Genomic DNA, 17,796 nt, shown 5'->3' with positions numbered 1-17,796 from the left:
GGAAAGCCAAGATCCGCGACGTGCGCGCCCCATCGCGCACGTCGCGAAAATGAAAAGGCTAGCGGTCAGGCACGAACACGGTGCCGAGCGCGGCCGGCGCGGTCGAGCCGCCGGTGCGGGCGCGGGAGAGCAGCACCAGCACGATGACGGTTGCAAGATAGGGCAGCGCCGACATGAATTGCGAGGGAATGCCGACGCCCCAGCCTTGCGCATGCAGCTGCAGGATCGTCACCGCGCTGAACAGGTAAGCGCCGACCACGAGCCGGCCGGGCCGCCAGGATGCGAACACGACCAGCGCCAGCGCGATCCAGCCGCGACCCGCGGTCATGCCGGGAATGAAGAACGGCGTGTAGGCGAGCGGCAGATAAGCCCCCGCAAGTCCGGCGCAGGCGCCGCCGAACATCACGGCAAAGGTGCGAATGCGCAGCACGGGATAGCCGAGCGCATGTGCGGAAACGTGATTGTCGCCGCAGGCGCGCAGGATCAATCCCGCGCGCGTGCGGTACAGGAACCACCACACGCCGATGATGAGTGCGATGGAGAAATAGACGAAGGCGTCTTCACCGAACAGCACGCGGCCGATCAGAGGAACGTCGGTGAGGCCAGGAATGTACAAATGTGCGGCCGGCGTAAGCCGCTCGCCGACGAAGCCGGCACCGATCAGGCCGGACAGGCCGACGCCGAGTATGGTCAGCGCGAGTCCTGTTGCGACCTGATTGACGGCGAGCCCGAGCGCCATGAGCGCGAAGATCAGCGACATCAGCATTCCCGCGATGATGCCGAACAGCGCGCCGACGAAGATTGATCCGGTGAGCCACGCGCCGCCAAAGCCGCAGGCGGCGCCGACGATCATCATGCCCTCGACGCCGAGATTGAGCACGCCCGAGCGCTCGGTCACGAGTTCGCCGGTCGCCGCGATCAGGAGCGGCGTCGAGGCGGCGAGCACCGACAGGATGATGGCTTCAACCAGCTCCACGGGTCACCTGTCGGTTCGCGAAGACCAGCTTGAAGCGATAGAGGATGAGGGAATCGCATGCGAGCACGTAGAACAGCAGGATGCCCTGGAAGACCTTGGTGACGTCCAACGGGATCTTCATCGCGATCTGCGCCTGCTCACCACCGATAAAGGTCAATGCGAGAAAGAGGCCTGCAATTAATATTCCAATCGGGTTCAACCGGCCGAGGAACGCGACGATGATCGCGGTGAAACCGTAGCCGGGCGAGATGCCGGGCTGGAGGTGCCCGACGGGTCCGGCGACCTCGATGATGCCGGCAAGACCGGCAAGTGCGCCCGATACCGCGAAGGTCAGGATGATCAGCTGGTTGGCGTTGAAGCCGCCGAACCGCGCAGCGCGCGGTGCAGCGCCCACCACGCGGATTTCGAACCCCTTGATGGTCCGCCCGAGCAGGATCGCGGCGGCCGCGACGACCACCAGTGCAATGATCGAGCCGAGATGCAGCCGGCCGCCTTCGATCAGCAGCGGCACCGTCGCCACCGGATCGAACTCAGCCGTGGTCGGGAAGTTGAAGCCGTTCGGGTCGCGCCAGGGACCGCGGATGAGATAGTCCAGCAGGAGGTCGGCGACATAGACCAGCATCAGGCTGGTCAGGATCTCGCTGGCCCCGAACCTCACCTTGCAGATCGCCGGGATCAACGCATAAAGCGCACCCGCGGCGGCAGCGAGCACGAACATCGCCGGCAGCACCCAGGCGCCGGCGTCGGTACCTTGCGTCTTCACCGCGATCCAGCTTCCGGCGACGGCGCCGATCAGGAACTGACCCTCGGCACCGATGTTCCAGGCGTTGGCGAGATAGCAGAGCGACAGCCCGATCGCGATCATCACTAATGGTGTCGCCTTCACGGCGATCTCCTGGAGCGAATAACTGTCGGTCAGGGGCGCGATGAAATAGGCCTGCAGGGCGAGCAGCGGATTCTTGCCCAGGATTGCGAACAGGATGGTCATGGTCACGATGGTCAAGCCGATCGCGATCAGCGGCGAGACCAGCGCGATCGTGTTGGAGCGCTCGGTGCGCCTCTCAAGCACCAACTGCATGCGCAGCCTCCTTCGGCTCCAGGCTGCTGCCGCCCATGAGCAGGCCGAGTTTTTCGCGCGTCGCGTCGCGCGTTGCGAGCGGCTCCGACAGCCGGCCATGGAACATCACGGCGATGCGGTCGGCGATCTCGGCGAGTTCGTCAAGATCCTGGCTGGTCACGAGCACGGCGGCGCCAGAAGTTGCAAGGTCAAGCAGGGCCTGGCGGATGACGGACGCGGCACCGGCGTCGACGCCCCAGGTCGGCTGGCTCACCACCAGCACCGCAGGGTTGCGCAGGATCTCGCGGCCGACGATGAACTTTTGCAGGTTGCCGCCCGAGAGGGACGCGGCTTCCGGATCCCGCTTGGCCTTGCGTACGTCGAATGTCTCCGTGGCCTTGTCCACGGTCTTCAACGTGGCCGCGGTGTCGATGAAGCCGTGATTGACCATGCCGCTGGCGGCGTGTCCGGTGAGCAGTGCGTTCTCCGACAGCTTCATGCGCGGGGCGGTGCCGTGGCCGAGCCGCTCTTCGGGCACAAAGGCGGCGCCGAGCCTGCGCCGCTTGGTGATCGAGAGGTGACCGGCGGCAATGCCTTCGATCACCACAGTTCCGGGATCCTTCGACAACCGTTCGCCGGACAGCGCCGCGAACAGTTCGTCCTGGCCATTGCCAGCGACGCCGGCGATGCCGAGGATCTCGCCGCCCTTCAGCTCGAACGAGATGTGCTCGAGCCGCATACCATGTGCCTCGGCTGGCGCGAGCGAGAGATCGTTGACGACCAGTCGCGGTATCGTCGTCTTCCGGCTGGCGGCAGCCTTCACCTCCCTAATCTCGCCGCCGACCATCATGCGTGCGAGGGAGGCTGCGGTTTCGAGCCGGGGATTGCAGGTCTGAATCTTTTTGCCGCCGCGCAGGATCGTCGCGGTATCGCAGAGCCGCTTCACCTCCTCGAGTTTGTGGCTGATGTAGAGGATGGCGCGGCCTTCCGCCTTGAGCCGCTCCAGCACGACGAAGAGCTGGTCGGCTTCCTGCGGCGTCAACACGGCGGTCGGCTCGTCGAGGATCAGGAATTTCGGGTCCTGCATCAGCGCCCGGACGATCTCGATGCGCTGGCGCTCGCCGACCGACAGTTGCCAGACCTCCCGCTTGGGATCGAGCGGCAGTCCATAGGTCTTCGACACCTGCTCCAGCCGCGCCGACATGTCCCTGAAGGATTCCCTGCCGTCGAGGCCAAGCGCGACGTTCTCGGCGACGGTGAGATTGTCGAACAGCGAGAAATGCTGGAACACCATGCCGATGCCAAGGCTGCGCGCTTGCGACGGGCCGGACAGTACGATCGGCGCGCCCTGCCAGCGGATCTCGCCGGCGCTCGGCTGGATCAGCCCATAAATCGCCTTCACCAGCGTCGACTTGCCGGCGCCGTTCTCGCCGAGCAGCGCATGGATCTCCTTCGGCCAGACGTCGATGTCGATCGAATCGTTGGCGAGAAAATCCCCGTAGCGCTTGGTGAGCCCGAGCGTCTGGAGCAGCGGAGACTCGCCGGAATGCGGGCCGTTAGGCGGTGGATCTAACATTCGCCGATGCGCTTGCATGAGATGAAGTGGCTCAATAGTGGGCTAGTTTGAAGCGGCACGTAAGGTGTGAAAATGCGTCATCCCTTGCTTAACGCTTCGGCAGGGGGCCTCTGTCGGGAGTCGCAGTCCTGCCCGAGCGATGATTGCCTCTATCGGGCGTCCCGAAGTCGTTGCGTTGGCGGCCTCAAGGTGACGCCTGTTGCAAATTTGTGACGGTTCAAACCAAATCGGAACCCGCTGTGCAGGCCCGACGTGGGGTTGAGCAAAATCGCGCCAGCGTGCGTATGCAATGTGGGGTCGTCGCGGCAGCCATTGCCGGCATTGGCATCCGCGTTGCGCGCTCGAGATAAAACGCAAACGGAATCAACCGGGAATGTCTGGCATTGCGGTGCCGATTCTGCGCGACGCTGACATCCAGAAACCCCGAGATTTCCGCGGTGAATCGCCGCTTGCTGCCGAAACATACGGCATGCCTTGGGAAAAGTTGAGGCTTCTCACTCCGGGAGTTCGGCGCAAGTGTCGCACCCAAGGGGCGTTCATTTTTAAGTGTCCAAACTCGGGGGTATTCAGGATGTCGTTTCGTTTCAAGGCAATTGCAGCAACGGCGCTGTCACTTGCTACGCTGGCCATCGGCGGCTGGGCTCAGGCGGCGGATCTGCCGGTCAAGGCGGCCAAAAAGGCGCCTGACCTTCCGTTCTTCCTGGTGATCGACAACCGCGTGTCGTTCTCCTGGATGCCGAAGGGCACCGACCCCGGCATGTGGAGCGTCAGTCCGGATGGCAGCATCAACGGCACCACCGCCAAGCAGGTCTACTCCTTCACCCACTTCGACCTCTGGGCCTACGGCACCAATTTCTTCACGATCTCGATGTTCAAGTCGGGCCATAACGACCCGGCTTCGCCCTGCACGGCGCCGGGCGTGAACATCAACGGCACCGCCAGCGATTGCGCCGGCGCAACCGAGATCTACGGCCTGTTCCGCTCGACCTTGGGCTGGAACGAATTGTTCAACACCAAGACCTTTACCATGGGTCCGCTGCACAACATTTCGTTCGAAGTCGGTATGGACGCCAACAGCGAGAACACCTTCCTCGCGCCCGCCAAGCGCGACGTAGTCGCCGGTCTCCAGTTCGCTTTCGACCTTCCGTACAAGGGCTATATCGACGTCGCTCCGTTGATGTACTGGGAGTTCTCGAATCACAACGCCTTCACGCAGTGCGGCTTGTTCGGCGCGGGTACGCCCGGCATGACCTGTAACTCCGACGGCAATGTCAGCTACAACCCGACCTGGGCCGTCGAAATCAACTACTACATGGATCTCGGCTTCCTGCCGCCGAACATGCAGTTCTGGTCGATCAGCGGCCGTGCCGGCTGGTATGGCCCGAAGGGCGACTCGAACGGTCTTCCCGCACTCTCGGGCATTGGCCGGTTGTCGACCGCTTCGAAGACCGAACTGAACAGCGAACCGATCCGCCTGACCTTCGACGCGTCGAAGGCGGCCTGGGGTGACAAGTACTCGCACTTCGTCGACCTCTGGGTCGCCTATCGCTACTGGCAGAACAAGTTCGGCCTCGACCACAACGCCATGCCCGGCGTCTGCACGGTCGCCGCGACCGGCCAGAGCACCCACAGCTGCACCGAGTCCACCGTCTATGGTGGTGTTACTGTGAAATTCTGATCTGCCTCTGACGAAATGCCGATGGCGCCGCAGAAATGCGGCGCCATTTGTCGTTTTGTCTTCGCCAAAATACTGCTGGTTCGCCTAAAAAAATCGCAGGTTGCGTAATTTCGATAGGCCAATTGGCGGAACATTTGTTTTTTCCACCTCATATCGCAAGGCAGGGCGGCTGTGCGAACGACTCAATATGGCTGCGCTGCGCCGCCCGGGATACGGCGCGGCGAGAAGCAGTCATGCCGGGAAGAGGCCTCATGTCGCAAATCGAAGATAGATTGCAATTGATCGGCCTGAACGCCGCCGAGCGCGCTTTGCTCTGCGAGCATGCGAGCCTCGTAGGGCAGGCGTTGCCGGTCGTTCTCGATCGCTTCTACAAGGACATACTCAGTGTGCCGAGGTTGCAGCGGCAGTTCCGCGACGATGCGCACATCCATCGCGCGAAGACAGCTCAGCTCAAGCACTGGTTGATGATCCTGGACGGCGAGTTCGATGACGCCTACATGGCGTCGGCCGTGAGGATCGGCCAGGCGCATCACAGAATCGGACTTGAGCCACGCGACTACATCGCGGCCTACGCCAAGCTCTTGAACGCCCTGCAGAGCGAGGTCGAGGACAGATTGTCGGGTTGGCGCCGGCGCAGTAAGCGGCGGGCCCTTCAGGATGCCCTGACACGTGCGGCACTCCTCGACATGGATCTCGCTCTCAGCGTCTACATCTCACGGTCGATGGACGATCAGAGCCGAACGGCCCTTCGCGACATGTGTGAGATTCTCGAGGCTGATCTCGATAGTGCGGTCTCCGAGGTTCTGACCATCAGCAATGAGGCCGCTGAACGCAGCGAGAGCGCGGCCCAGGATGCCAAGGCGATTGCCGCGGAGGCTTTCACGGTCGCCGCATCGTCCGAACAGGCCACGGGCAATGTGTCCTCGGTCTCAGCCGCGACAGAGCAGCTCTCGGCTGCAGGCCGCGAGATCGCGGAGCGCGCGGTGCAGACCGCGCAGTTGGCCACGCGCGCAGCCGACGAGATCGAGCGGGCCGGGTCGACAGTTGCTGCGCTCAACGACGCAGCGAACCGTATTCAGGCCGTCACCAAGCTGATCTCCGAGGTTGCTGCCCAAACCAATCTTTTGGCTCTCAACGCCACGATCGAGGCGGCCCGCGCAGGTGAAGCCGGCAAGGGTTTCGCCGTCGTGGCTCACGAGGTGAAGGCGCTATCCCGGAAGACCAGCGAGGCAGCCGAGGATATCGCTCAACGGATCCAGGACATTTGCCATGCCTCGCAGCAGAGCATCGAGGTGATTGCCAGGGTCGGGACCGCGGTCTCCGATATCAAGGAGGTGACCGGCGCCGTCGCTGCGGCTGCCGAGGAGCAGGAAGCGACGCTGCAGGACGTTGCGCGCAGCTTGACGGAAGCGTCCCAGGGCGTGGCTGCGGTCTCACACAACGTTGCCCGGATCTCCGGCCGATCCACTGAAATCGAGACGCAGTCGAACACACTGTCGGGACTCGTGAACGGCACACATGGTCGCGTATCGGAGCTCCGTGCCAATCTGGTCGTTTCGCTTCGCTCCTCCTATGCGGGCGACCGCCGCTCACAGGAAAACCGGCGTCCGGTATCGTTGGCTGCCGTGGCACAATCGGACGGGGCGCGGATCGATGGCACAGTGCTTGACCTGTCCGAAGGCGGCCTGCGTTTTCGCGCGAAAGATGGCCGGAACGAGTTGCGCGAAGGGAGCTCGATTGTTGTTCGGACCAGCGAGCTCGGCGAAGTCAGAGGCAAGATCATTGCGATCGGGCAGCCCAATGTTCACGTCCAGTTCGACGCGCTCTCGAACGATCGCAAGGATGCGGTCGCGACATATCTCCGGAATGTCGATTCGACGGATGAAAAATTCGTTGCTGCCGCACGCCAGGCAGCCGGGCGGATCAGCGCCGCATTTGAAGCGGCGCTTGCGAAGGGAGATATTTCGGAGGCCGATCTATTCAATTTCGAATATCGGCCAATCGCGGGTTCCAGTCCACAGCAATTCGAGGCGCCCTTCTTGACGATGTGCGATCGCATTCTCCCCGACATTCAGGAGGGCATATTAGGCCTCGATCCACGGGTTGCATTTTGCGCTGCCGTCGATACCAACGCTTATCTTCCTACCCACAATCGCAAGTTCTCTCAGCCTCAGCGGCCGAACGATCCGGCTTGGAATGCCGCCAATTCGAGGAATAGACGTTTCTTCAAGGACAGCGCCGGGTTACGCGCGGCACGTACCACGCGCGAATTTCTCTTGCAGACCTACGATCGCGACATGGGCGGCGGTGCGATTGTCACGCTCAAGGAGGTTGACGCGCCCCTTCGTGTCAATGGCAGGCACTGGGGCGGACTGCGTCTGGCTTTCAAGGCCTGACGGGCCCCGGCTGTCCCGACTATTTCGTCCACACGCCGTCGTGCAGTGCTGCGGCCTCATCCTCCAGCATGGGCCCGACCACTGTTGTTGGTCGCTGACCGCCGGCAAAGACCACGCGGCAGGGTAGATCGAGCGTCGGGTTCTCCGCGTGATTACCGGTGATGCCGCGCAGGCGGTGCTCGCTGAGGCCATAGACGACGCGGCCGATACCGGCCCAGTAGATCGCGCCTGAACACATCGCGCATGGTTCGGCGGAGGAATAGAGCGTCGCTGTCGCGAGCACCTCGCGACTGAGCGTGCGGCAGGCTTCCATGGCAGCGAGGCGCTCGGCATGCGCGGTGCCGTCATGGTCGGGCATGTAGCCGTTCTCGGTCTCGATCAGCACGCGGCCGTTGGCTTCGACGACGATGCAGCCGAAGGGATGGTTGCCATGGGTGAGGGAGCGGCGGGCGACCGCGAAGGACAAGCGGAGGAAGTGCTCGTCGCGCTCCATCGCGCTGCTCATCATCGCAACTCCCCGATCAGTGCCCCGCCATGTGCCGGCCGACTTCGGTGAGATCGGCCTGGCTGGTCCGTGCTTCATACACGAATTCGCCATGGAACATCACCACCAGCCGGTCGGAGAGTTCAAGCAGTTCGTCGAGGTCCTCGCTGACCAGCAGCACGGCGGCGCCGCGGTTGCGCGCAGCCATGATCTCGGCATGGATCTGCGCCACGGCCGCGAAGTCGAGACCGAAGCAGGGATTGGCCGCGATCAGTACCTCCACATCGCCCGCAAGCTCGCGGGCGAGCACGGCCCGCTGGACATTGCCGCCTGACAGCGCCGAGATCGGCGTCTCCGGGGTGCGAGTCTTGATCTTGTACCGGGCGATCTTCTTCCGGGCGTCGTCGCGGAAGGCGCCACGGTTGAGCCACCAGCCGCCGCTGGCGAAGGGTGCACGGTCGAACTCGCGGAAGGCGATGTTGTCGGCGACGCTCATCCCCCCGACACAGGCGTTCTTTAGGGGCTCCTCCGGCAGGAGCGACATCTTGTGACGCCGCATCTCCTCGCGGCGGGCGTGATAGGGATCGCCGGCGACGCGGATGTCGCCGCCCTCGGCCTCGCGTTGGCCGGCCAGGACTTCGACGAGCTGGCGCTGACCATTGCCGGAGACGCCGGCGATGCCGACGATCTCGCCGGCGCGCACGGTGAGGGAGACGTCATGCACGGCGATGGCGCCGGCATCGTCGAGCGCGCGGAGCTTTTCCAGCTCCAGCCGCGCATTGCCGGCCTGGCCGGTGCGCGGCGGCTGCACGGTCAGCTCCTCGGCGCCGATCATCGTGCGGGCCATCGCATCCGGCGTCAGCTCTGCGACCTTGCCGGCGCCGGCAAGCTTGCCGCGGCGCAGGATCGTGACCTCATCGGCGAAGGCCATGACTTCGCGGAACTTGTGCGTGATCATCAAAATGGTCAGCTCGCCCTTGACGACCATGTCGCGGAGCATGCCGAGCACTTCGTCCGCTTCGGCCGGCGTCAGCACCGAGGTAGGCTCATCCAGGATCAGGAAGCGGCGCTTCAGATAAAGCTGCTTGAGGATCTCGCATTTCTGCCGCTCACCGGCGGAGATGTCGGACACCCTTGCGGAAAGCGGCACCTTGAAGGGCATCCGCGCCAGGAAGGCCTCGAGCTCCTTCATCTCCTCCGGCCAGTTCACCACGGCCGGCACGTCGTCGCGTGCGAGGACAAGGTTTTCAGCGACCGTCATGGCCGGCACCAGCGTAAAATGCTGGTAGACCATGCCGAGGCCGAGCGCGTGAGCGTCCTTCGGGTTTGCGATCGCCTGCTGGCGGCCGCCGACGAGGATGTCGCCTTCGGTCGCGTGGTAGTAGCCCATGATGCATTTGACGAGTGTCGACTTGCCGGCGCCGTTCTCGCCGAGCAGTGCATGGAACGAACCCGGCCGCACCTTGAGCTCGACATTGTCAAGCGCAAGGAAGTCGCCGAAGCGCATGGTCATGGCGATGGCGTCGACGCCGAAGGCGCCGACAAGCGGAGGCGGTTCGCCGATGATCACGAAATCGCTCCGATGAAGGCGTCCGAGGTCGAGACAGCCCCGAACACGCCGCCCTGCATCTTGATCATCTTCAGCGCGTGGTCATGGTTGCTCTTGTCGGTCGCGCCGCAGCAATCGTGCAGCAGCACGCATTCGAAGCCGCGATCGTTGGCCTCGCGCATGGTGGTGTGGACGCAGACATCGGTGGTGATGCCGGTCAGAACGATGTTCTCGATGCCGCGCACGCGCAGGATCAATTCCAGATCGGTGGCGCAGAACGAGCCCTTGCCTGGTTTGTCGATGATCGGCTCGCCCGGCAGCGGCGCGAGTTCCTCGATGATGTCCCAACCGGGCTCGCCGCGCACCAGGATTCGGCCGCAGGGGCCGGGGTCGCCGATGCCGGCGCCGATCTGCCGCGAACGCCAGCGCTTGTTGGCGGGCAGGTCGGAGAGATCGGGGCGGTGGCCTTCGCGGGTATGGATAATGTGGAAACCCTGCTTGCGCATCGCCGCGAGCAGCCTCTTGATCGGCTCGATCGGCGCCCGCGTCAGCGACAGGTCATAGCCCATCTTGTCGACATAGCCGCCGACGCCGCAGAAATCAGTCTGCATGTCGATGATGATGAGCGCGGTGTTTTGTGTGCGCAGATCGCCGTTGTAGGGCCAGGCGTAGGGCTCGGACTTGATGTAGCGCTCGGGCATGATTTGGCTCTCTAGCGGGTGATCGACAATTCGGCCGGGGCTCCGGTCAGCGTACGCTTCGGCGAGCAGGTGATGATCATGATCGCCAACGTGAGGATGTAGGGGGCAGCGTTGAAGAGGTGATAGCCGGAGGTGACGCCGACCGATTGCAGCGCCGGTCCGAGCGCTGCGGCGCCACCGAAGGCGAGCGAGGCCCACAGGCAGAGCAGAGGATCCCAGCGCGCGAAGATCACGAGCGCGACCGCTGTGATGCCCTGGCCTGAGGAGAGACCCTCGTTCCAGCTTCCGGGATAGAACAGCGACAGGAACGAGCCGCCGATGCCGGCGAGGAAGCCGCCGACCATGGTGGCGCGCAAGCGGATCAGCAGCACGGAGTGGCCCATTGCGCGCGCGGCGTCGGAGCTCTCGCCGGCGGTGCGGATCAGAAGACCCCAGCGCGTGGTGCGGAAGGCCCAATAGAGAATTGGCGCGAGCGCGACGCCGATCAGGAAGAGCACGTTGACGCGCAGAGCGGCACGGACTTGCGGGATGTCGCTCCACCAGCCGAAATCAATCGCGGGCAGGCGCGGCGCAGTGGGCTCGATCAGCGGCTTGCCGAGATAGAAGGCGAGGCCGGTGCCGAACAGCATCAAGGCGATGCCGACAGCAACATCGTTGACGCGTGGCAGCGAGCAGATGCCGGCATGCAGCGCTCCGAGCAGGGCGCCGGTGATGCCCGCGGCGAGCACGCCAAGCCAGGGTGATCCCGTCAGATAAGAGATGCCGTAGGCACTCATTGCGCCCATCACCAGCGTGCCTTCAAGGCCAAGATTGATACGGCCCGAACGCTCGGTGATGCATTCGCCCAAGCTTACGAACAGGAACGGCGTGGAGATGCGAATGGCGCCGCCGAGCACGGCAAGCGGGACGGTCCAGAGTCCGAGCGATCCATCTGCCATCAGGACTTGCCTTTCAGGAATCCGATGCGGCCGTAGAGCGCGTCGCTGGCCAGCACGAAGACGAAGATGATACCCTGGAGCACCAGCACGGATGCATCCGGCAATCCCAGGCGGCGCTGCAACAAGCCGCCGCTGGCGCTGATGCCGCCGAGCAGGATGGCGACAGGGATGATTGCAAGCGGATTTTGTCGCGCCAGAAAGGCGACCAGAATGCCTGTGAAGCCGTAACCAGCCGCGAGATTGGCGTTGGTGCGGCCTTGCACGGCGGCGACTTCGACCATGCCGGCAAGACCCGCCGCGCCGCCGGCGAGGAAGCAGATGGTCAGGATCAGCCTGCTGACGCCGAGGCCGACAATCTTGGCGGCACGGATGTTGCCGCCCGCGACGCGCGCGGCGAAGCCGAACACGGTGTGGTAGATCAGGATATAGGCGGCGACCGCGGCGATCAGGCCGAAGACGAAGCCCCAATGCACGTCGGTGCCGGGAATGGAGCCGATCATATTGGCGGCGCCGATCTCGCGGGTCGATGGCTTGTTGAGGCTGGCGGGATCCCGCATCATGCCTTCGACGAGGTGATTGAGGATCGCGAGCGCGATGTAAACGAGCAGCAGGCTCGAGATCGTCTCGTTGACGCCGCGATATTGTCGAAGCGCGCCTGCCAGCATGATCCACAAGCCGCCACCAACGACGCCGGCAACGACCATGGCGATCTGCACGGCGAGCGGCGGCAGGCCCTGAAGCAACAATGCTGCGCTGGTCGCCGACAGCGCACCGATGAGCAACGCGCCTTCGCCGCCGATGATGACCATGCCGAGTTGTGCGGGCAGCGCGGTGCAGAGTGCGGTGAGAATGAGGGGCGCGGCGCGCGTCAGTGTGTTCTGCCAGGAGAACCAGGTGCCGAAGGCGCCGTAGTACATGTAAAAATAGAGGTCGAGCGGGTTCTTGCCGAACAGCATGACGAAGATGCCGAAGACCACGAGGGCGCCGGCCAACGCCGCGCACGGGATCAGGATATATTCGATGGTGCCGCCGTGGCGTTGCAGAAAGCCGGGATCGGCGGCCGGGGCAACTGCCCCGACCGCCTCGGCGGAATCCGCTGTTTCCGACGTCACGAAGTCGCTCCGATCACGCCCTCGACCAGATAGTCCATCTTCTCGAGCTCGGGATCCTTCTGGCCACGGTCGGTGCCGGCCGCGATCACGGTCTTGCCCTTGTTGTCGACCAGGCCGCCCTTGAAGATGGCAAACCCGTCCGCGGACAGGAATTTGGCCTTGGCCTCATCGGCCGCCTTGCGCGCCTCGGCCGAGACGGCTTCGCCATAGGCCGAGACCTTGACGATCTCTTCCTTCAGGCCGCCGCGGTAGAAGTTCGGGATGCCTTCACCGGCGGTGATCATCTTCACGAACTTCGGATAGAGCGCTTCCCAGTTCCACTCCGCGCCGGTGAGATAGGCCTTGGGCGCCAGCGCCGACTGGTTGGTGTGATAGCCGCAGACGAAGGCGCCGCGCCGCGCGGCATTCTCGACCATGGTCTTGGGGCCATCGACGTGACAGGTCAGCACGTCCACGCCCTGATCGATCAGACTGTTGGTGGCTTCAGCCTCCTTGACCGGCATCGACCAGTCCCCGGTGAAGATTACTTGCGTGGTGGCCTTCGGATTGACCGACTTGGCGCCCAGCGCAAAGGCGTTGATGTTGCGCAGCACCTGCGGAATCGGCTTGGCGGCGACGAAGCCGAGCTTGCCGCTCTTCGACGTCAGGCCCGCAACGATGCCGGAGATGTACTGAGCCTCGTCGATATAGCCGAAATAGCTGCCGGCGTTCTTCGGATCCTTGTCGGTCCAGAGGCCACCGCAGTGCTCGAAGCGCAGCTTCGGGTACTTCGTGGCCATCTTGATCATGTGCGGATTGTAGTAACCGAACGAGGTCGGGAAGAGCAGCGTGGCGCCGTCGAGATTGATCATCGACTCCATCGTCTTCTCGACCGCGTCCGTCTCCGGCACCTTCTCTTCCTCGACCACCTTGAGGCCGGGGATCTTCTTCAGCGCCGCTGCGCCCTGCGCGTGTGCCTGGTTGTAACCGTAGTCGTCGCGTGAGCCGACATAGATGAAGCCGATGGTGGTTTCGGCCGCGAAGGCCGGGCGGGCGCCGACCGCCGCGCCGAGGGTGAGGGCCGCACTGCCCTGCAACAAATGCCGTCGTGAAATCCTGCCAAAATCCATTGGTTGCTCCCTTGGCGGATGAACCGCCTTGATCTCGCGGCTGCGCCGGTCTGGCGGAGCCCGGAACAGAGTGTCGCAAGCTTCGTGCCAGAGATCATGGGGGAGGCATTCTCAGTTAAGTAACTGAAAAATATGACATATGATCATTTCTGAATTTCTGGGTAGGAAACTATCGGCTCAAATTTTAAGCAGTATCTTTTGATTGTATGCAATGGAGTTAAGCAGCTTTAACCGTCTCTCAGGTGCGCCCACGCGGGCCGAATGGTCGGCCGGCCCCCGCATTCATGCTAACCACGCGCTGGCTTGAAGCGGCGCTGGCTGGCTGATTTTGCTGGCACCGAACTTGTATCGATGGTCGTTGCGACCGCTGCGCGGGTCTCTACGGTGGAAAGCTTGATCGACATGGGTGCTGGTACGGCCGTTCAACATGCGTCGCTCGGCGAAGAGATCGCGCGTCGCATCGATGAACTCGCGACGATTTCGGAGGAAGACGGCAAGCTCACCCGCGTCTTTCTCACGAAGGAGTTGCGCGCGGCTTCGGACGTCATTCTCGGTTGGATGCGTGAGGCCGGCATGAGCGCGCATTTCGATGCGATCGGCAATGTCTGCGGCCGCTACGAAGGTGAGCGGCCGGGCGCGCCCTGCCTGATGCTCGGCTCGCATTACGACACGGTGCGCGACGCCGGCAAGTGGGACGGGCCGCTGGGTGTGATTACGGCGATCGCTTGCGTTGCCGAGCTCAATCGCCACGGCAAGCGTCTGCCGTTTGCGATCGAGGTGGTCGGCTTTGCCGACGAGGAGGGCGTGCGCTTCGCTTCAACGCTGCTCGGCAGCCGCGCACTGGCTGGCACCTTCGACGAGAGCGTCCTGAACACGCGCGACCGCGACGGCGTGACGATGCGCGATGCGCTCGTCACATTCGGCCTCGACCCCGATCATATCGGCGCGGCGGCGCGGACGCGGCGGGAACTGCTGGCCTATCTCGAGCTCCATATCGAGCAGGGCCCGGTCCTCGAAGCCCAGAACCTGCCTGTCGGTGTCGTCACCGCGATCGCGGGCGCGACACGGCTGGCCGCGCGGTTGACCGGGATGGCCGGGCACGCCGGCACCGTGCCGATGGCGTTGCGCCGCGATGCACTCACGGGCGCGGCCGAATGCATTGGTGCGATCGAGCAGTTTTGCCGCACCGACAAGGGCGGCTTGGTCGGCACCGTCGGCTACATCCAGGCGAGGCCGGGGGCGACCAACGTCATTCCGGGCGAGGTGTCGTTCACCATCGACATGCGCGCGCCGACCGACATGCATCGCAAGCGCGCGGTGGCCGACGTCGTCAGACAGATCGAGGCGATCGCAAAGCGCCGGCATCTGGCGCTTCAACTCGATGTCACTCATGAAAACCGCACCGCGCCTTGCGCGCCCTGGTTGAAGGATCAGATTGCGCGAGCGATCGCAGCGGAAGGTTTCTCCGTCTTCGAGCTGCCAAGTGGGGCGGGGCACGACGGCATGGCGATGATCGACATCGCCGATGTCGGCATGATTTTCGTCCGCTGCCGCGGCGGCATCAGCCACCATCCGGACGAGCATGTCGAGCTCGCGGACGCCGACGCCGGCGCGCGGGTGCTGCTCCGGGTGATCGAGAATTTCAGGCCGCGGGAGGCGAGCGCCGGAGACAGCTGACGGCTCGTAACCGCACGTCATCGGTCTGAGACACGAATCAGTCACGATCGAAATGGTGGTCGTCGCCGGGACCGCGAAACATCGGGCGTATATGGACAGCGATATTTCCTTGCCATCACATCGTCGAAACCGATTCTACCACGGCACGGCCGCGACCTTCGTCGCCAACGCTCTTCAGGCGGTCAATTTTCTCGGCGACCGGTTCCTGAGACAATCGCATCCTTCGCTGTCGGCAATCGAGGACCTTTACCGGCACTCGATGGACAGCGCGTTTTCAGTGACCGAGGCTTTCCTCGTCACGGGCGCGCCGCACGCCTCTGCCTATTACCCGCGCGACTTCGCCTGGTTCTACCCCGATGTCCTCGACTCCGAGACCATCATGGATGCGCAGGATGCGGTACGCCGGGTGCGTCTGCTCGAAAGGAGCGTTCGTCTGTTGCTGGAGGCGGTTCGCGCCGACGTCGTCACCACGACCATCGTCCCGGCGGGGCGCGGCCGATATCTCGGCGTGAACTATTTCTCGCGTCCGTCGGATACCCTGCTCGGCATTCTCGCTGGCCTCCAGCAGATGCTCTCGGCCGAGAAGCGGGCATCGTCCTATTTGGCGATGTCGCAATGCGCGCATGCCGGTCGTTTGTTGCTGGCCGAATACAGCGGCGATCTGAAGCGCGCGATCCTCAAGCTCGCAAGCGAGCTCGAGCCGTTCGATGCCGACGGCGCCAGATATCTGCTCTGTGACGCCAGCGGACCACGCTCTGCGGCGACGGACACCCGCGCCGAGCGCCGGCGTTTCGTCACCAACGCTTGCGTCTATACGACCTTCACATGGAGCGTGCAGCTCGGAATCCTCGATGAGACCGAGCTGAAGCGGCTGCTCGGGCGCGACCTCGCAGCGTACAAGGCGGGCCTGCTGCGCTTGTTCGGCAAAGACGGCTATGTCAGGCATTCGCTGGATAGCCCGGCGGGCACGCCTGCGTCCCTGGTCTCGCTCGATTTCGTCGGCGTGCATCGCGGCTTCTGGGACATGAACGATGCGAGTGAGCGAGCGCTATTCGCGGCTACGACGGATCTGATCATCGCCGAGCCGCGCTTCCGCATCCCTAGCACGTTCCATTTCCTCGTCTCGACGGATAATCCGCGGAACAAGATGATCCACAAGATCGCGACGCCGGCCTATCAGGGGCGCTCGTCCTGGCCTACGTTCAATGTCGAGTTCGCGGATCGCATGCTGGACTTCGACGAAGTCTCCGGCTGCGAAACATATCGGGCCTGCGCGCAGGGAATCTTGAAGGACATTCGCACCGCGACCGAAGTCCACGGGGGCTATCAGGAATTGATCTCGGAGCAGGGCCTGAAATATCGCACCTGGGCCTACAAGGGCGCGGTGGCGCATTCCTGGTTTCCGCGCTTCCTGTCAGTCTGGAGGAGGGCGTACGGAACTCCGCTCCTCCAGTGGGACGACTGCTAGCCCGCCGTCAAGTCCACCGGCTCGCCGCTTCGAGAACCTCGGCTGTCCTAGCGTGGTCGAGGTCGCCTTCCCAGGCGGCGACGACGACCGTCGCCACGCAATTGCCGATGAAGTTGCCGACGGCGCGGGCCATGCCGATGAACCAGTCGACCGACAGGACCAGCACGAGGCCGATCGCAGGAATGCTCGGCACTGCGTTCAGCGCCTTGGCGCCGACCCGACCGACCTTCCTGGGGTCGCCGGCACCGGCGATGCCGTGGACGACGTACATGAAGGTACGTCCTCCGCCAATTTCGTTGGATGGCGAATGCCGACGCACATTGTTGCGGCGCCGCGTGCCTCAAGTCTCGGCTTGACCCACCAAATCGACTGGTGTCAGACTTATGACATGAGTGCAGCAAAGCGACAGATCGCCAGCCTCCGCGATGAATATGCCGAGATGACGCGGCAGCGCATCGTTGCGGCGTTCGTCGAGACGCTGGAGGATGAAGCGGCCGACGACATTTCCATGGCCGCAGTGGCCAAACGTGCGAAGGTGGCCGAGCGAACCATCTATCGCCACTTCAAGACCCGCGCGGAGCTGTTCGCGGCGGCCGGCGAATGGATCGAGGACAACGTCTTCAGTTACATTCCTTTCACCTCGCCCGACGAACTCCCGGATATTTTCCGTAAGCTGTGCAAGCGGTTCGATCGCCATCCGCATCTGGCGCGCGCCATCGCGATGACGCGGGCGGGGCGGCGGGTGCGCGCCGGCTTCAGGCGGCACCTGATCGACCAGCATCGCAAGGCGATGGCGCCGCTGGTGCGGCATCTCCCGGCGAAGGACGTCCGCCAGGCGGAGGCGCTCGCGTCCTACCTCAACAACGTGCTGGCCTGGAATGCCATGCGCGAGGAGTTTGGCATGTCGAGCGCCGAGATCGCCGACGCGATCGATTGGGCGCTCACGACTCTCTTGAAGGACGTCCGTCATCGGGATGCCGCCGCGGCGCGCAGCGGCAAGACCGATAGCAAGACCGGTAGATCGCCGCGAAAGCGGGCCACGGCCGTGAGCGAGCAGGCGTAGGGAGTGAGAGCC

Annotated in this window: 14 protein-coding genes and 1 pseudogene; 5 read left to right on the top strand and 10 right to left on the bottom strand. The window is 63.8% G+C overall.

Annotated features, from left to right (window positions below; translation table 11 throughout):
• Positions 1-58: 58 nt before the first annotated feature.
• The 3 genes from QY049_RS11805 to QY049_RS11795 are packed head-to-tail and all read right to left on the bottom strand — an operon-like array spanning position 59 to position 3,609.
• On the bottom strand, positions 59-976 hold the full coding sequence (locus QY049_RS11805; RefSeq protein ID WP_301269372.1) for an ABC transporter permease: 918 nt from the start codon (positions 974-976) through the stop codon (positions 59-61).
• Positions 963-2,054, bottom strand: a complete 1,092-nt coding sequence (locus QY049_RS11800; RefSeq protein ID WP_301269371.1) for an ABC transporter permease — start codon at positions 2,052-2,054, stop codon at positions 963-965. The genes QY049_RS11805 and QY049_RS11800 overlap by 14 nt, the downstream gene beginning before the upstream one ends.
• The gene (locus QY049_RS11795) at positions 2,038-3,609 is read right to left on the bottom strand and encodes an ABC transporter ATP-binding protein (RefSeq protein ID WP_258766054.1); all 1,572 of its coding nucleotides are present in this window, start codon (positions 3,607-3,609) and stop codon (positions 2,038-2,040) included. The genes QY049_RS11800 and QY049_RS11795 overlap by 17 nt, the downstream gene beginning before the upstream one ends.
• A 571-nt stretch (positions 3,610-4,180) precedes the next feature.
• Here QY049_RS11795 and QY049_RS11790 point away from each other — a divergent pair.
• Positions 4,181-5,287: a hypothetical protein gene (locus QY049_RS11790; RefSeq protein ID WP_258766055.1), complete on the top strand. Its 1,107-nt coding sequence runs from the start codon at positions 4,181-4,183 to the stop codon at positions 5,285-5,287.
• Positions 5,288-5,322: 35 nt separating this feature from the next.
• Complete coding sequence (locus tag QY049_RS11785) at positions 5,323-7,683, top strand: protoglobin domain-containing protein (RefSeq protein WP_367401183.1); 2,361 nt, start codon at positions 5,323-5,325, stop codon at positions 7,681-7,683.
• A 19-nt stretch (positions 7,684-7,702) separates the two neighbouring features.
• Here the strand turns inward: QY049_RS11785 and QY049_RS11780 are convergent, their stop codons facing one another.
• The 6 genes from QY049_RS11780 to QY049_RS11755 are packed head-to-tail and all read right to left on the bottom strand — an operon-like array spanning position 7,703 to position 13,576.
• Positions 7,703-8,188: a nucleoside deaminase gene (locus tag QY049_RS11780; RefSeq protein WP_301269370.1), complete on the bottom strand. Its 486-nt coding sequence runs from the start codon at positions 8,186-8,188 to the stop codon at positions 7,703-7,705.
• 16 nt (positions 8,189-8,204) lie between these two features.
• Positions 8,205-9,737, bottom strand: coding sequence for an ABC transporter ATP-binding protein (locus QY049_RS11775; RefSeq protein ID WP_258766057.1), 1,533 nt, complete (start codon positions 9,735-9,737; stop codon positions 8,205-8,207).
• Positions 9,734-10,417: a cysteine hydrolase family protein gene (locus QY049_RS11770; RefSeq protein WP_258766058.1), complete on the bottom strand. Its 684-nt coding sequence runs from the start codon at positions 10,415-10,417 to the stop codon at positions 9,734-9,736. The genes QY049_RS11775 and QY049_RS11770 overlap by 4 nt, the downstream gene beginning before the upstream one ends.
• An 11-nt stretch (positions 10,418-10,428) precedes the next feature.
• Positions 10,429-11,355, bottom strand: a complete 927-nt coding sequence (locus tag QY049_RS11765) for an ABC transporter permease (RefSeq protein ID WP_194481390.1) — start codon at positions 11,353-11,355, stop codon at positions 10,429-10,431.
• On the bottom strand, positions 11,355-12,467 hold the full coding sequence (locus QY049_RS11760) for an ABC transporter permease (protein ID WP_258766059.1): 1,113 nt from the start codon (positions 12,465-12,467) through the stop codon (positions 11,355-11,357). The genes QY049_RS11765 and QY049_RS11760 overlap by 1 nt, the downstream gene beginning before the upstream one ends.
• Positions 12,464-13,576: a BMP family ABC transporter substrate-binding protein gene (locus QY049_RS11755; protein ID WP_194481394.1), complete on the bottom strand. Its 1,113-nt coding sequence runs from the start codon at positions 13,574-13,576 to the stop codon at positions 12,464-12,466. Before QY049_RS11755 ends, QY049_RS11760 begins: the two co-directional genes overlap by 4 nt.
• Before the next feature lie 402 nt (positions 13,577-13,978).
• Here QY049_RS11755 and QY049_RS11750 point away from each other — a divergent pair, with 402 nt between their 5' ends.
• Both QY049_RS11750 and QY049_RS11745 read left to right on the top strand, forming a co-directional pair.
• Positions 13,979-15,253 carry an allantoate amidohydrolase gene (locus QY049_RS11750; RefSeq protein WP_301269487.1) on the top strand — a complete coding sequence of 425 codons (1,275 nt, stop codon included), beginning with the start codon at positions 13,979-13,981 and terminating at the stop codon, positions 15,251-15,253.
• Between the two features lie 91 nt (positions 15,254-15,344).
• Complete coding sequence (locus tag QY049_RS11745; RefSeq protein ID WP_301269369.1) at positions 15,345-16,721, top strand: hypothetical protein; 1,377 nt, start codon at positions 15,345-15,347, stop codon at positions 16,719-16,721.
• Here QY049_RS11745 and QY049_RS11740 read toward each other — a convergent pair.
• A pseudogene (locus QY049_RS11740) lies at positions 16,718-16,923 on the bottom strand (cation:dicarboxylase symporter family transporter); the annotation flags it as partial. The gene QY049_RS11745 and the pseudogene QY049_RS11740 sit on opposite strands and share 4 nt — an antisense overlap.
• Positions 16,924-17,109: 186 nt before the next feature.
• On the opposite strand from QY049_RS11740, the gene QY049_RS11735 reads away from it, so the two are divergent.
• The gene (locus tag QY049_RS11735; RefSeq protein WP_301269368.1) at positions 17,110-17,784 is read left to right on the top strand and encodes a TetR/AcrR family transcriptional regulator; all 675 of its coding nucleotides are present in this window, start codon (positions 17,110-17,112) and stop codon (positions 17,782-17,784) included.
• Positions 17,785-17,796 lie beyond the last annotated feature (12 nt).

The organism is Bradyrhizobium sp. WYCCWR 13022 (assembly GCF_030435535.1).
Taxonomy (GTDB): domain Bacteria; phylum Pseudomonadota; class Alphaproteobacteria; order Rhizobiales; family Xanthobacteraceae; genus Bradyrhizobium.
The sequence above is the reverse complement of the archived record's forward strand: the minus strand, read 5'-3'. Positions and strand labels throughout refer to the sequence as shown.